The organism is Clostridium sp. 'White wine YQ' (assembly GCF_028728205.1).
GTDB lineage: Bacteria > Bacillota > Clostridia > Clostridiales > Clostridiaceae > Clostridium_T.
Genome location: NZ_JAQYUU010000001.1, coordinates 1,789,722 through 1,803,704, shown reverse-complemented (window position 1 = coordinate 1,803,704; position 13,983 = coordinate 1,789,722). Strand labels below are relative to the sequence as shown.

Annotated in this window: 13 protein-coding genes; 11 read left to right on the top strand and 2 right to left on the bottom strand. The window is 30.0% G+C overall.

Features of this window, described 5'->3' with window-relative positions:
• Window positions 1-58: 58 nt before the first annotated feature.
• Both PTZ02_RS09060 and PTZ02_RS09055 read left to right on the top strand, forming a co-directional pair.
• The gene (locus PTZ02_RS09060; protein ID WP_274227465.1) at window positions 59-2,782 is read left to right on the top strand and encodes a PAS domain-containing sensor histidine kinase; all 2,724 of its coding nucleotides are present in this window, start codon (window positions 59-61) and stop codon (window positions 2,780-2,782) included.
• A 224-nt stretch (window positions 2,783-3,006) separates the two neighbouring features.
• Complete coding sequence (locus PTZ02_RS09055) at window positions 3,007-3,894, top strand: diguanylate cyclase (protein WP_274227464.1); 888 nt, start codon at window positions 3,007-3,009, stop codon at window positions 3,892-3,894.
• A gap of 55 nt (window positions 3,895-3,949) precedes the next feature.
• Here PTZ02_RS09055 and PTZ02_RS09050 read toward each other — a convergent pair whose 3' ends face one another.
• Complete coding sequence (locus PTZ02_RS09050; RefSeq protein ID WP_274227463.1) at window positions 3,950-4,846, bottom strand: LysR family transcriptional regulator; 897 nt, start codon at window positions 4,844-4,846, stop codon at window positions 3,950-3,952.
• 148 nt (window positions 4,847-4,994) lie between these two features.
• On the opposite strand from PTZ02_RS09050, the gene PTZ02_RS09045 reads away from it, so the two are divergent.
• From PTZ02_RS09045 to PTZ02_RS09015, 7 genes are all read left to right on the top strand, one after another.
• A complete protein-coding gene (locus PTZ02_RS09045; RefSeq protein WP_274227462.1) occupies window positions 4,995-5,537 on the top strand; it encodes a flavin reductase family protein in 543 nt (180 codons plus the stop codon).
• Between the two features lie 40 nt (window positions 5,538-5,577).
• Entirely contained in the window at window positions 5,578-7,155 is a 1,578-nt protein-coding gene (locus PTZ02_RS09040; RefSeq protein ID WP_274227461.1) for a nitrite/sulfite reductase, read from the top strand.
• Between the two features lie 174 nt (window positions 7,156-7,329).
• Window positions 7,330-7,680 (top strand): DUF2568 domain-containing protein, encoded by a 351-nt coding sequence (locus PTZ02_RS09035; protein ID WP_274227460.1) that lies wholly within the window; start codon window positions 7,330-7,332, stop codon window positions 7,678-7,680.
• Window positions 7,681-7,744: 64 nt separating this feature from the next.
• Window positions 7,745-8,209 (top strand): SRPBCC family protein, encoded by a 465-nt coding sequence (locus tag PTZ02_RS09030; protein WP_274227459.1) that lies wholly within the window; start codon window positions 7,745-7,747, stop codon window positions 8,207-8,209.
• Between the two features lie 277 nt (window positions 8,210-8,486).
• A complete protein-coding gene (locus PTZ02_RS09025) occupies window positions 8,487-8,690 on the top strand; it encodes a YegP family protein (protein ID WP_274227458.1) in 204 nt (67 codons plus the stop codon).
• A 190-nt stretch (window positions 8,691-8,880) separates the two neighbouring features.
• Window positions 8,881-9,849 carry an SseB family protein gene (locus PTZ02_RS09020; RefSeq protein WP_274227457.1) on the top strand — a complete coding sequence of 323 codons (969 nt, stop codon included), beginning with the start codon at window positions 8,881-8,883 and terminating at the stop codon, window positions 9,847-9,849.
• A gap of 144 nt (window positions 9,850-9,993) precedes the next feature.
• The gene (locus PTZ02_RS09015) at window positions 9,994-10,539 is read left to right on the top strand and encodes a hypothetical protein (protein WP_274227456.1); all 546 of its coding nucleotides are present in this window, start codon (window positions 9,994-9,996) and stop codon (window positions 10,537-10,539) included.
• Between the two features lie 73 nt (window positions 10,540-10,612).
• Here PTZ02_RS09015 and PTZ02_RS09010 read toward each other — a convergent pair whose 3' ends face one another.
• Complete coding sequence (locus tag PTZ02_RS09010; RefSeq protein ID WP_274227455.1) at window positions 10,613-11,644, bottom strand: beta family protein; 1,032 nt, start codon at window positions 11,642-11,644, stop codon at window positions 10,613-10,615.
• Between the two features lie 204 nt (window positions 11,645-11,848).
• On the opposite strand from PTZ02_RS09010, the gene PTZ02_RS09005 reads away from it, so the two are divergent.
• Both PTZ02_RS09005 and PTZ02_RS09000 read left to right on the top strand, forming a co-directional pair.
• Entirely contained in the window at window positions 11,849-12,688 is an 840-nt protein-coding gene (locus PTZ02_RS09005) for an RMD1 family protein (RefSeq protein ID WP_274227454.1), read from the top strand.
• A gap of 124 nt (window positions 12,689-12,812) precedes the next feature.
• Window positions 12,813-13,835 (top strand): LacI family DNA-binding transcriptional regulator, encoded by a 1,023-nt coding sequence (locus PTZ02_RS09000; protein WP_274227453.1) that lies wholly within the window; start codon window positions 12,813-12,815, stop codon window positions 13,833-13,835.
• Window positions 13,836-13,983 lie beyond the last annotated feature (148 nt).

Here is a 13,983-nt window from a genome sequence, read left to right as displayed (position 1 = left end):
TATATCATTGTATGTTTTAAAACATATCATAATAGTTGTTAGTCTTGGGGGTACATTTATGCATGCTAATAATTCCTTTAATAGTTTAAAAGAAGTTCCTTATATATTAGTAAAAAACCAAATAGTAACAAAGGTAAGTAATGAATTTACCAATATAACTGAATATACCTTTGAGGAGTTATTAAATAAAAATATATCAGATGTATTAATAACTCTTAAGGTTGGACCAGACATAAATATTAATAACATAAATGATAAGGTAGAGTATTTTTTGTTCTCAAAATCACTTGAAGTAAGATTTGTTAATATTAAAGTAATAGATGTAAAAGATGAGAGGATATATATCTTTTTAAAAAGAACTAATTTTGATGCAAAACGTAAATTTCCTTTCATCAATACGTTATGCTCAGATAATTTTTATGGGGTTGGAATATTCAGCGTGCCGGATGGAACACTTATAAAAGCTAATTCAAGGTATATTAGCATCTTTGACGCGCCATATAATATTAAAGAAAATTGTGTAGGAAAAAATGTGTATGAATTTTTAACTGGATTTAAGGGAAGTTCTTTAGAAGAAGTATGGAGGAATGTACTTGAAACTGGAAAATCAAATAACTATGAAGAGATTATGTATGATGGCCTAAATAGGGGAACTACCTACTGGAAGCTATACTTAATACCAATTATTGAAAATAGTGAAATTAAATATTGTGTTGTAATGTCATTAGATATAACAGAGCAGGTTCTTTCTAGAAAAAAAATTCAGGAGCAAGCGAAAATAATTAAAAAGCAAAAAGAGCAATTAGAAGAGATTATTCAGGGAATAGATGATGCTATTTTTATTTATGATTCTGATAAAATGCCTTACTTGGTTAATAATTCAGCAAAGAGTTACTTTCCTGGTTATGAGGTTAATGATTTTGGTATTGCATATATGAAATATAAGTATTATGACATAGATGGCAAAGAAATATCCATTAAAGAAACTATAGTTTCTGAAATTTTAAATAATAAAGTAATTCTTAATGAAATGATAACGATGAAAAGTAATGAAATTACAAGACATCTTAGTATTAACGGAAGACCAATTTATAATATAAATGGAGACATAATATTAGTTGTAATTTATAGTAGAGATATCACTAAGGATGTAGAAGCAAAAAGAATAATAGAGCAGCAAAATAAAAGACTTGAGGCAATTATAGAAAGTGTAGGAGATATTTTAACACTAATTGATGTAGATGGAAACTTAATAAAACAAAGTAAGCTTATTACAAATCGATTTACGGATCTGAAGAAAGCAAAGGAAGCATATGAGCAAGCAGATTATTTTGATTTTGAAGGGAATAAGTTGAGGTCAGAAGATATATGTGTGAGTAGAGTACTTAAAGGAGAGAAGGTTAAAAATCAAAAAATTAAGGTAATAAAAGATAGTAGTGAGTTATATACAATTACAAATGGTATTCCAGTATTTAATTCAAAAGGAAATGTAGAATTGGGCGTATTTACAACCATTGATATAACTGAACTTATGGAGCAGGAAAAGAAGATTAAGTTGCAGAAGGAACTTCTTGAAGATATTATGGAAAATATGCATGAAATGATGATAGTTTTCAATAAAGAAGGAAATGTTTTGTTTTCAGATAAAAAAACAAGAAGTAGAAATATAAATATATTTGAAAAAGTAAGAAACTTTTTTAATTTAACAACACTTTATAGCATGGATGGAAAGGTAATCACTTTTGAGGAGTCGCCATTAGTTAGAGTAATGAGAGGTGAAAAAGTTAAAGATGAAATAGCGTATTATAATTGCTGCGGAAAGACTAATTATACTACCTATGGTGCAAAAGGTGTTTACGATGAAAATGGAGATTTCCTTTATGGAATTTTCTATAGACGAGACATGACTGAATTTGTTGAAAATCAAAATAAATTAAGAGTAATGCAGGAAAAATTACTTGTATCAGAGATGGAGAAAAATGAAAGCTTAACAAAAGCATTAGAGATGAAGGATGAATTTCTATCCTTGGTATCTCATGAATTTAGAACTCCACTTAATGTTATTAGTACAGCTATACAAGCTATGAATTTAATTTGTGGAGAGGAATTATCAGAGAAAAGCAAAGAATATTTAGGAATGATTAGACAAAATACATTTAGGCAGCTTAGACTTGTTAATAATCTTTTAGATATAACTAGAGTAAATGCAGGTCATATTAAAATTAATAAAAAGAATATAGATATAGTTTTTCTTTCTAAAGCAATTACAGAATCAGTATGTGAATATGCTTTTCAAAAAGGAGTTAAAGTAACATTTATCACTTCATTTAAAAAGAAGGTTGTAGCAATTGATGATGAAAAATATGAAAGAATAATTTTAAATCTGTTATCTAATTCCATAAAATTTACATGTAAGGGTCAGTCAATTATTGTTAGTATAGGATATCATAAAGGAAGTGTTTGTATAGAGGTTAAGGATAATGGCATAGGGATTCCAGAAGATAAGGTGGAAACTATATTTGAAAGGTTTGGACAAGTTGATAGCTCATTATCAAGACAAGCAGAGGGGACAGGTATAGGATTATCATTAGTTAAGAAGTTTGTAGAAGCATTAGGAGGAAGTATATCAGTAAAAAGTAAAGTAGGTGAAGGAAGCACATTTACTGTATTAATACCTGATGAAATAGTTAGTGAAGAGGATAAAGAGAAACAATTAGAAGATCTACTAGATAATAGGCTTGTTCAATCAACCCATGTTGAATTTTCTGATATTTATATATAAGTAAGAGGAAAGTGAGATAATTAAATAAAAACTATGACAATCAATGCACTATATCACACAAAAAATTAGGTGCTAAAAGCTACTATATATGCTATAATTTTTACATGGTATAAATCTTTTAAAAAAGGAAAATGTAAGTCTTTTTTATAGTAAATTGGCTAGTAAATTTACTAAAGATGAAAAGGTTTTATGAAGGTTACTATTGGTAAAAGGGGAGAGATACTATGAATGAAAAAATACTAGTTGTAGATGATTCACACTTTAACGTGAGGATTTTATCAGATATTTTACAAGCTGAAAATTACACAGTATTTTCTGCAAATAATGGTTTTCCCGTACTTGAAATGGCTCACACACTTCAACCAGATGTTATCTTGCTTGATATAATGATGCCTGGTATAGATGGTTTTGAAGTCTGTAAAATATTAAAGAGTGAATATGAGGTTAGAGACATTCCTGTAATTATGGTTACAGCAAGAACAGATGGGAAGGATATAAAGAAGGCCATGGAGATTGGAGCTTTCGATTATATAAAGAAACCTTTTGATGAAATAGAAGTAATAGCTAGAATTCAATCTGCCCTTAGGTTAAAGGAATTACAAGATAGATTAAAGTCGCTTGCAATGAAGGATGGATTAACAGGATTATATAATCATGCTGTACTTGTAGAATTACTTGAAAAGGAAGTATCTAAGCAAAGAAGAAGTAAAGGCAATCTATCCTTTGTCATGTTAGATATAGATTATTTTAAAAAAATCAATGATACATATGGGCATATGGCAGGAGATAGAATTTTAAAAGATCTCTCCGAGATATTAACATCATCGGTACGCAAAGGGGACATAGTTGGTAGATATGGCGGAGAAGAATTTAGTATAGTGTTGCCAGGGGCAATTAGAGATGATGCCTATAATTTATGTGAGAGAATTAGAAGAAGAGTTGATGAACATGAGTTTAGTATTGGAGATCAAAATGTAAAGATCACCATTAGTATGGGGGTTTTCGCACATGATTTTGATGATAGCAGCTATGAAACTGAAATAATACAAAAAGCTGACGAACTACTTTATAGGGCTAAAAAGAATGGACGAAATAGAGTAGAAGTTATGTAAATAATATATTTATAAAAGTGTCAATCTTATTAGGTTGACACTTTTTATTGAGTGTTTATGGAGAAATACTGCCTCCAGTAGCTTTTATACCTTCTATAAATACGTTCATGGAAGGCGTTAACCATTTATTTTTATGATATAAAATTTGTGTCATCATATTAAAATGACATCCAATTAAATCTAGTTTTACTAATTTACCTTGCTTCAATTCATTTTCTACTGCCATTACAGGGAGTAAAGTAATTCCTAGATTGTTAGAAACAAAAGTTTTAATGGTTTCAATACTTCCAACTTCTAAGGAGATATGAGGTTTCAAATTTTGGATATAAAACATTGATTCAAAAACCCCTCTATAACTACACCCCTTTTCAGTTAGGATTAATGGCTCATTAGCAATATCCTTTAAAGTAATTTTTTTTCTAGAAGCAAATTTATTTGCAGGAGATGCCAAGATAGCCATAGGTTCATTATAAGACATACAAGTAATTAAGTCAGCATCTATAATTGGCTCGCCTAATGTAAAGATAAAATCAACAACATTATTTTTAAGCATATCATGTAGATCTGAACAAGTACCAAGTTTTATTATTACCTCTACCTCAGGATATTTTATATTATAATCTTGAAGTAATTTTGGAAGTTTAACTGTGCAAAGAGATTCAACAACCCCGATTTTTAAAGTCCCCATAGGAACATTAACATCACTTATTGCTTCTTTAGCTTCATTTGCTAGTGTAATTATTTTTTCAGCATAATTTAGAAAAACTAATCCTCTAGAGGTTAATTTCATATTTCGTCCTATTCTTTCAAATAGTTTTATACCGAGTTCTTTTTCTAAAAGCTGTATTTGAGATGTAATAGTTGACTGAGCATATCCAAGATCTTCTGCAGCTTTTAAAAAGCTATCTGAATGTGCAATCTTCACAAATGTTTTTAATTGTCTAAATTCCATACTAAGATACCTCACCTTTAATACTTCAATAAATTTGAAGTGTAAGTTCAAATAATTCAATTTTACTAAACTATACTCTTATGCTAATATAGGAACTACAAAAGTTCAAGAAGTTTATTTGTAAAATAAATTTAAGGAGGATTATATAATGGAAAAGATAAATGTCAACTATCCAAAGATGTATTATGGATTCCCTGTAATTCTTATAAGTTTTTATGATAAAAATGGAGTTCCAAACGTAACAACACTTTCATCATCATACACACTTAAAGACATGGTAGTTCTTGGATTTAGCAGCAAAGGATATGCAATAAATCAAATTAAAGAAGTTAAAGATTTTGTAATCAATATACCAGATGCATCACTTGTTAAGGATGTAAATTTCTGTGGAAGAAATACTGGTTTTGAAGTTAATAAATTTGAATCAAGTAATTTAACTCCTATAAAATCTAAGGTAGTTAATGCACCAATCATTGAGGAATGCCCTATTGCAATAGAATGCACTTTAACAGACGTAATAGAAAGAGATTACTATGATGGAGTGACTAATATTTTAGCAAATATAAAGGGTAGAGCCATAGCAAAAGACTACTTGGATGAAAAAGGACAATTAAAGCTAATGAAACTTGATAATCTTATCTATATAGCAGATGGTGTAAACCGTGGATATAGATATATGAAAAATGAATAATGAATAATGAACGTTTAATTAAATAGATAGGGGGCTATCAATGTCGTACAATGCAACTTGGTCTGAGGATCCGAAGATAAATGAAGTAGAAGAGATAAAGCTTGAAAAGGATGGCTTAGATATAATAGAAACAATTATTCAGAAGTATTCTAAAGAAGGGTATAATGCCATAACTCCTGAGGATATGAATAGATTTAAGTGGGCTGGAGTTTACGAACAAAAACCTAGAAATGGATACTTTATGATAAGAGTACGTATTAATTCTGGAATTATGACTGCAAGTCAAGCAACAGCATTGGCAGAAATTGCAAGAGATTATGGACGTGGAATTGCAAATGTAACAACAAGAGGGGCTATACAATTTCACTGGATTAAGGTAGAAGATTTACCAGGTATCTTTGAGAAGCTTAAAGCTTGTGGACTTAGTTCCTATGAAGCTTGTGGAGATTGTCCAAGAACTATTGTAGGAAATCCTCTTTCAGGTATAGATAGATATGAACTTATGGATACAACCGAAATAGTAGAAGATGTTAATAACTTATTTTTACTTAACAAAGATTTTTCAAATTTGCCTAGAAAATTTAAAGTATCAATATCCTCAAGCACAAATAATGCTGCACATGCTCAAATAAATGATATTTCATTTACTCCAGCAACAAAAAATATAGATGAAGCTGAAGTAATAGGCTTTCACGTTTGGGTTGGGGGAGGACTTTCAGCTATGCCTCATCTAGCACAAAAGCTAAACATATTTGTTAGACCAGAGGAAGTTAAGAAAATTACTGAAGGTGTATGTACTATATTCAGGGATTATGGCTATAGGGAAAAGCGCACACGAGCTCGCTTAAAATTCTTAGTGGCTGATTGGGGCGTAGAAAAGTTCCAAGCAAAATTAGAAGAAATTGTTGGAAAGTTAGAATCACAAGGTGAGGATAAGCTAGGAGCTTGGAATTCTTCATATTACTTTGGGGTACATCCACAAAAGCAGGACGGAAAAAGCTATATAGGAATTAATTTGCCATTAGGTGAAATTTATTTCCATGAACTTTTACAACTAGCAGAAATTTCAGAGAAATATGGAGATCAAAAACTCAGAACTACATTGTCTCAAAATATTATCATTTCAGGTATTTGCAATGAAGAAATTAAAACTGTAGTTAAAAAAGATATATTTAAAAATCTATCTCCTGAACCCAATACATTTATTGGACATACTGTAGCATGTACAGGTAAGGAATACTGTAATTTAGCCCTAGTTGAAACCAAAGAATTAGCTAAAAAAGTTACAACTTATCTTGATTTAAAGATAAAATTAGATACTCCAATCCGTATTCATTTTACTGGATGTCCTAACTCATGTGGACAAAAGCACATTGCAGATATCAGTTTACAAGGAGCAATAATAAAAACAGAGAAAGGTAATGAAGATGCTTTTACAGTTTGGTTAGGTGGGACACTTAGTGGGGAAGGGAAATTTGCACAAAGTCTTAATCGCCGTGTTAAAGCAACTGAAGTACATGAAGTTTTAGAAAAAATAATACTATTTTTTAAGGAAAACAAATTAAAAAATGAAAGCTTTAATGATTTTGTAGATAGAGTAGGAATAAGTGCATTTTAGTTATAAAGAGCTTTTGTTTGAAGCACCAGACTCAGTCATTATGGAAGTTATGTAAATAATATATTTATAAAAGTGTCAATCTAATAAGATTGACACTTTTAACATTGTAATTAATATTATATAATAATAAGTATCAATTGGTTTATGAAATTATATCTATATGGAGGGATTAAAATGCGTATCTTAACTTGGATGAAGGTAATCCTAAGAGGTATTATGGAGTTTGGGATAGTTGTTGCATTTGCACTATTGGGATACTCTATTGGAGAAAATACATTTATGAAAATTATTTTAAGTAGCATGCTACCTATAGTTATTTTTTCTTTTTGGGGATTTTTTAATTTTCGCAAGGTAGCAAAAAATCAAGAACTATTTCGTTTATTCCAAGAGTTATTAATTTGCTCTATTGCAATATTAGCATTTAAAATTTCGGGGCATCAAATAGTAGCAATAGTGATGAGCATAATTACAATTGCACATTATATATTAGTTTATAGTTTGGGACATAGACTCATAAAGAACTAGGGCAAGTGTCCCTAGTTCTTTATGATATAATTTACATAATAATATATAGCAAGGAGTGATTTTAATGGAACTAAAAGCAGTTTCATTTCCGGATATATCATCAAGACCATATAATCTTTCAGTAGAAAGGGAAATGCCTTTTGAGGCTAGTATATTGTATAAAGCATGGACAGAGGAGTTTGATCTTTGGTTTGCAGCACCAGGGTCGGTTATTATGGAAGGAAAAATCAATACAGTATTTTTCTTTGAGACAGAATTTCAAGGAATTCGTCATCCTCACTATGGAAGATTTCTAGCACTTGAGGCTAATAGATTAGTAGAACTTACATGGGTTACTGGAGATGGCGGAACGAAGGGGGCAGAAACCGTAGTAACAGTAGAACTAAGTAAAACTAATAAGGGAACTTTATTAAAACTAATGCACAAAGGATTCCCTGATGAGGAATCAAGGAATGGACATGAAATGGCTTGGCCAATGATCTTAGAGCAGTTAGAAATTAAATTAATTGAACGTGAAAGTAAAAAATAATTGGTGTTATTTCAAAGACCATTGAAATTTTTATAAAGGACTCACCGTCACAAGGTAAGTCCTTTAAGTTCATGTACATATGGAGTGTCATGTTCATTAGTAGCATTAGTCTTAGTTATTATCAAAGGGAGTAGGTTTTATGTAAGAAGAAACTAATGGTAATTTGTGATATAATAATATCTTGAGTAGAAATGCTAAAATAAGAAAATATTGAAGACTATAAATTCATATATTATAATAAGTTTGTTAAATGTATTTAATTATGGGAGGGTTAATTATGTTTTTTTCATCTTCAGCAAAGAGCAAACCAAAATTTGAAGTAAATAAAAATAGTGATGGTCAATATTACTTTCAGTTAATAGCGGCTAATGGAAAAATTATTGCCACTAGTGAAAAGTTTGCTACGAAGGAAAATTGTATGAAGGGTATAGAAGTAGTAAAAAGCAGCGCAACTTCTGCAGATATTGTGGATTGGACATAATATTATGAAGGTAAATATATATGCATAATGTAATAATTATTTATTATTAAACATAAGGGCTTTGCAGCATATGCAAAGTCTTTATGTTTAAGGGCGCATTAGACGCAAACATTGAAGAAATAATATATAGTAGTATATAATAAGAGGATATAGAGAATTATTTATTAAATAAAATAGGGGATGAGAATTAATGACAGAAGAAAGAAAAGATGAGCTTGGAGGTTCATTTTTATTAAAGAAGGAAATATCTTTAGATGGGTTAAACGAGCTAGAAGTACAAGAAATTATATTTTTAGTTCATTCTGCAAAACATCTAAAAGCAAATAAGGTTTATGAAGATATAAATTTTGATGAGAAAATTAAAGTTTTCTTAGATGTATTAGAGGGAAAAATAAAATCAGCAGAGGAATTTTATGTAGCTTATGATAAAAACACTAACTATCCATACATAGATAATGAAGAAAGAGTATGGATGTTTTCAAAAGAGAATTATGCTAAGAATGCTCAAGATTACTTCATGCAGCAATTATTAATGCTGGATATTAGAAAACTAACTGGAGAAGATGTATTATTAGCATTTGCAAGACTACATACTATAGGGATTGACAGGATTTTAATTGATAATGGAGAATACAATATTGAAATTAATAGAGACGGAATAGTACCACCACCAGATTGGACAGATGTTCCAGAAATAAATATTCCTGTGACTAATCCTATGTTACAACGTTCAATGATTAAGTTCTTTCAATTATTATATTCAAAACAGAATTTTGAAGGAAGAAATCAAGTTATTAGTGCATTAGAAAGTGAAATGATAAATCAAGTTCTTAATGCAAAATATCTACTTCCAATAAAGGTAATTGAAAATACACCATCAATTGCCGATGCTTCTGGTATTAAGGTCTTAAAGGAAGGAACGACTATTCAAATTGCCAATATAGTGGATGAAAAAAATATTGCATGGTTACCTGCCTTTACAGATTGGATAGAATTTAACAAAGTATATGATGAAAATGAATGGCAAAGCAATATTACAACCTACGATGATTTGCTTGCATTGTCTGAGAAGATGCAAGGAATAGTTATAAATTGCAAAGGAGTTAGCCTAAGTATTAATGATATAAATAAAAAGAAGATAGAAGAGTTTAGAAAATAGAAAAATAAATTGTTTAAGAAAGTCAGGTTTGACTTTCTTTTTTGTTTTAAAACAGAACATATTATATATTTCCATAATATTATAAAGTGAGCATAATTATAATTAAAGCACTTAAGGTAGCAGTATGTTTAGGAGGGTAGTATAATGGCTGATGAACAGAAACCTTTACGTCTTGCTGTAACACCTGAAACACCCAGAGTAGCAAAAGCAGCACGCGTTAAGGAAACAGTAAAATATAGAATTTCAGTAACTAATATGTCTAGCGCTAGAGTTAAAGATGTATCACTTAAGAGCACCTTTGATAGAGGGGTAGTTTTGGATGAAGAAAATTCAACTCCAGGTTGGGAAGCACCACAAGCTAATTTATTAGGTTCATCTTTAGAAGTAATAGAAGCAATGTATTCATTAGGAGATTTAGAACCATGGGCAACAGCAGCTGTAACCCTAGCAGCTAGTGCAGAGGCTACTGGAAGGTTAGAAGCTAGAGTAGCAGCTAGAGGAGAAGTAGAAGTACCTGAAAGTCCAGTACCAATAGAGGTAACTGGCGAGGCAATACCAGTAGCTATTGATATAGTAGAAGCTTCAACTTCAGATGCTGTAATGAGAGTCTACGATGAAAACCCAGGAACTATATCAGTAAATTACCGTCTTTGGAAGAAAAAAATTCTTAAAGAAAAAAGAACCCTATAGATTATTAAGAAGTATGAAATAATTAAGAGGACATTTTGTTTACCATAAAGGTAAATGAAATGTCCTCCTTTTCTTAGAGATTTTCTTCCATAGTATATAAATAATGCTCAATTGAGTATCTCTTCCAGTCCCAAGAATGAGTACTTAAGCTTGTTATAATTTCTTGACAACCAGGGCAGTTTTGATGATGTTTATAAGTGTATCTAAGCCAATAAAGTGATTTAGTTACAGATGGCTTAATATGCTTAATAAACTCATCGTAATTAGCAAATCTACCTCTATAGCCTAAATAACTATTTATGTGCCAAGAATAAAATATAAATCCTGCACTTGGTATACTACTTCCCCCTTTTGATATAGTAGAATCTTTTCGAATGCCTACATAATCGCCAAAAGCATCAAATCCTAAATAAGCATAATCATATAATAATGAATTATTGGCTTCAGTAATTACATATCCATCAAGCATTTTGTTAAATATGATATTGGGATTAATTGCAGATCTTATTATTACAGAGGTAAAGCCTATAGCTTCTTTTAATTTATTTATTTGAGCTATGGGAGTTTTTAATCTTTCAGAATTATGCATGTCATTTTTAATATCAAAGATTAAAATATCATTTGGTTTTATAACCCTTTTTATATCCAAGAGAATGTTTTGGAGATCCTTTGAATTAAATATGCGAAAGCAAATCGTTTTAAAGCTTTTTCTAAGCTCCTTACAATCATTAATAAAGGTATGTGCTATATAATTGGCTTTGGGCTCATAAGAAAGAGTAGGAATAATGTTATTATTTATGGCAAGAGACGTATAATAATGGACTTTTAATGATGGATTTAGCTTGAATTTACTTAAAAACAACTTTACATTTTCTCTTGTTCCTTTGTTTACATTCATATAAATAGGTATATCAACAAGTATAGGGTGGTTAAGTCTTGCTATGTCGTTTAAATAAGTATCTTGAAAGTTTCCAGTTCTTTTTTGCGCAGCTCTCTCATTTACTAGTTCTAAAAGTGGAAGTGTCTTATTTGAAAGCTTTACATTCATGAGTGCCTTTCTTTCTTCTCTTATGTATCGCAAAACGGGTACATACTTTATTTTCATATTCATTCCCAAGTATATTGTTATATAAAATGAATATGAAAATGAAGTTTAATTTATAATACTTTTCTAGGTACATATTATTTGAAATTTCATAGGTTCAATATATAAAGTAACGAAAATAAAAAGTAATAAATTGATTCATAATAATATCAAGTTTATGTAAAGTTTCATAATAAAGAAACTTTATAAAAAGGAGTATTATTTATGACTAAATTTCATTTTACATCGAGAGCTATTTGCAGTGAATTTAATATCACAAAAATAAGTAATTATTATAATATAATCAAAAAAGTTAAGTGGGAAGAACCATTGATTTTAAAAGAACAGAACCTAGGGAGCTTGGGGAATTCACAAAATAAAATGGTCTATATTTATTATTTTGGATCTATTGTGTTTGTGAACTTTACAAGAAAAGAAATAGATGAATTTATAGAAAATATAAGAAGCATTCCGCAAAGTATAAAGAGCATAAATAAAGACATGAGATACGATTGCTTAGAAGAATATGATATAGTTTCAGATAAAAGTGAAGAAGCTGAAATGGGTTTTGAGGTTTATAATACTAAAGATATAGAAAATTATCATTTGGATATGACAGCACTTGTTTTGGCAAAATCAGTTGCACTAGAAACAATAGAAAACAGGGTATCAGAGGTTTTGGACGAAGTTGAAAAAATAATTGTATCCCTTAGAAAAGGTAAGGTGAATTTAAGAGGGAAAAAGGCAGCAGCTATAATTGGGAGAGTTTTATCTTTTAAGCATACAACTATATCTTACATAATGTTACTTGATAAACCTGATATTACTTGGAAAAACCAAGATGCTGAGATTTTTTTTAATGATATTGCAGATCTTTTTGAATTAGATGAAAGATATAAGGTTTTAAATGCAAAGATTCAATCACTATTAGATACAATTGAGATATTTGCGGATTTAAGTCATACTAGAACATCTACAATCTTAGAAATTATAGTAATCTTATTAATTTTAATTGAAGTGATATTTGCTTTTGAAGGTCCCATTAGGGAACTATTTTCAAAATGATTAAATAATAGCTATTGTTAAAAATTAGAAAATGGGTGTATATTATATATAATGCATTTAATATCAGATTATAAGGTTTTGAGAAGAAAATTATTTATAGATACCATGAATCAGGGGGGAATATATGGCTACATTGAAAGATATAGCAAAAGAAGCAAATGTTAGTGTCACTACTGTGTCCAATGTTATACATGGAAATTATAAGCGTGTTGCACAAGAAACTGTCGATAAGATAAAAATGATTATTGAAAAAAATAATTATGTTCCTAATATGACAGCAAGATCTTTAGTAAATAAATTATCAAAAATCATTGGAGTAATTAATCATGTGGTGCCAGGAAAGGGTGGAAACTTTATTTCAGATCCATTTCATAGTGTTGTAATTGATGGAATTGAAGAAAAGCTTAGAGAAAAAGGTTATTATTTAATGGTACGTATAGTATATAGCCACGAAGACTTATTTTCATTACTTCGCAACTGGAATATAGATGGTCTAATTTTGATTGGTTTGTTTCAAGATGAATTTTTTGAAAAGCTAGAGAATGCAAATGTACCTTTTGTTCTTATAGATAGTTATGTAGATAATCCTAAGGTGCTAAACATCGGAATAGATGACTGCAAAGGGGGATATCTGGCTACAAAATATTTAATAGATAAGGGGCATAGTTCTATAGTTTTTGCATCTCCTATAATTAAGCGAAATGGAGTTGTAGAAGAACGTTTCTTGGGATATAAAATGGCACTTAAAGAAGGGGGTATTCCCTTTAACTCTAAAAATGTTTACCAGCAAGAGATAGTTGCCTCTGAAGGTATAGAACTGGGACATAAATTAAGCAAGCGAACTGATGTAACGGCAATTTTTGCTACAGCAGATATACTAGCCGCAGGAATTATATCTGGACTCAATGAGCAAGGGAAGCGTGTACCAGATGACTTTTCTGTAATCGGTTTTGATGACTTATATATAAGTTCAATTACAGCACCTAGACTTACAACAATACATCAAGATCCTCAAGAAAAAGGAAAGGTTGCTGCAGAATCACTTATAAAAGTTATTGAAGGAGATGAAATTGAAAATAATAATTTGATTTTACCTGTGTCATTAGTAGAAAGATATAGCGTAAAAGATATAAATCATACAAAATGAGCATAATTTATAAAGAAATCGACAAATAGAGCTAAGTACAGATTTAAAGTACTTAGCTTTATTTGTAGTATTTTACAGTAAAAGGTCTTAGAGTAATATATTGACAATGGGTATGTAAACCTTTATACTGAGATTAAGTTGAACGTTA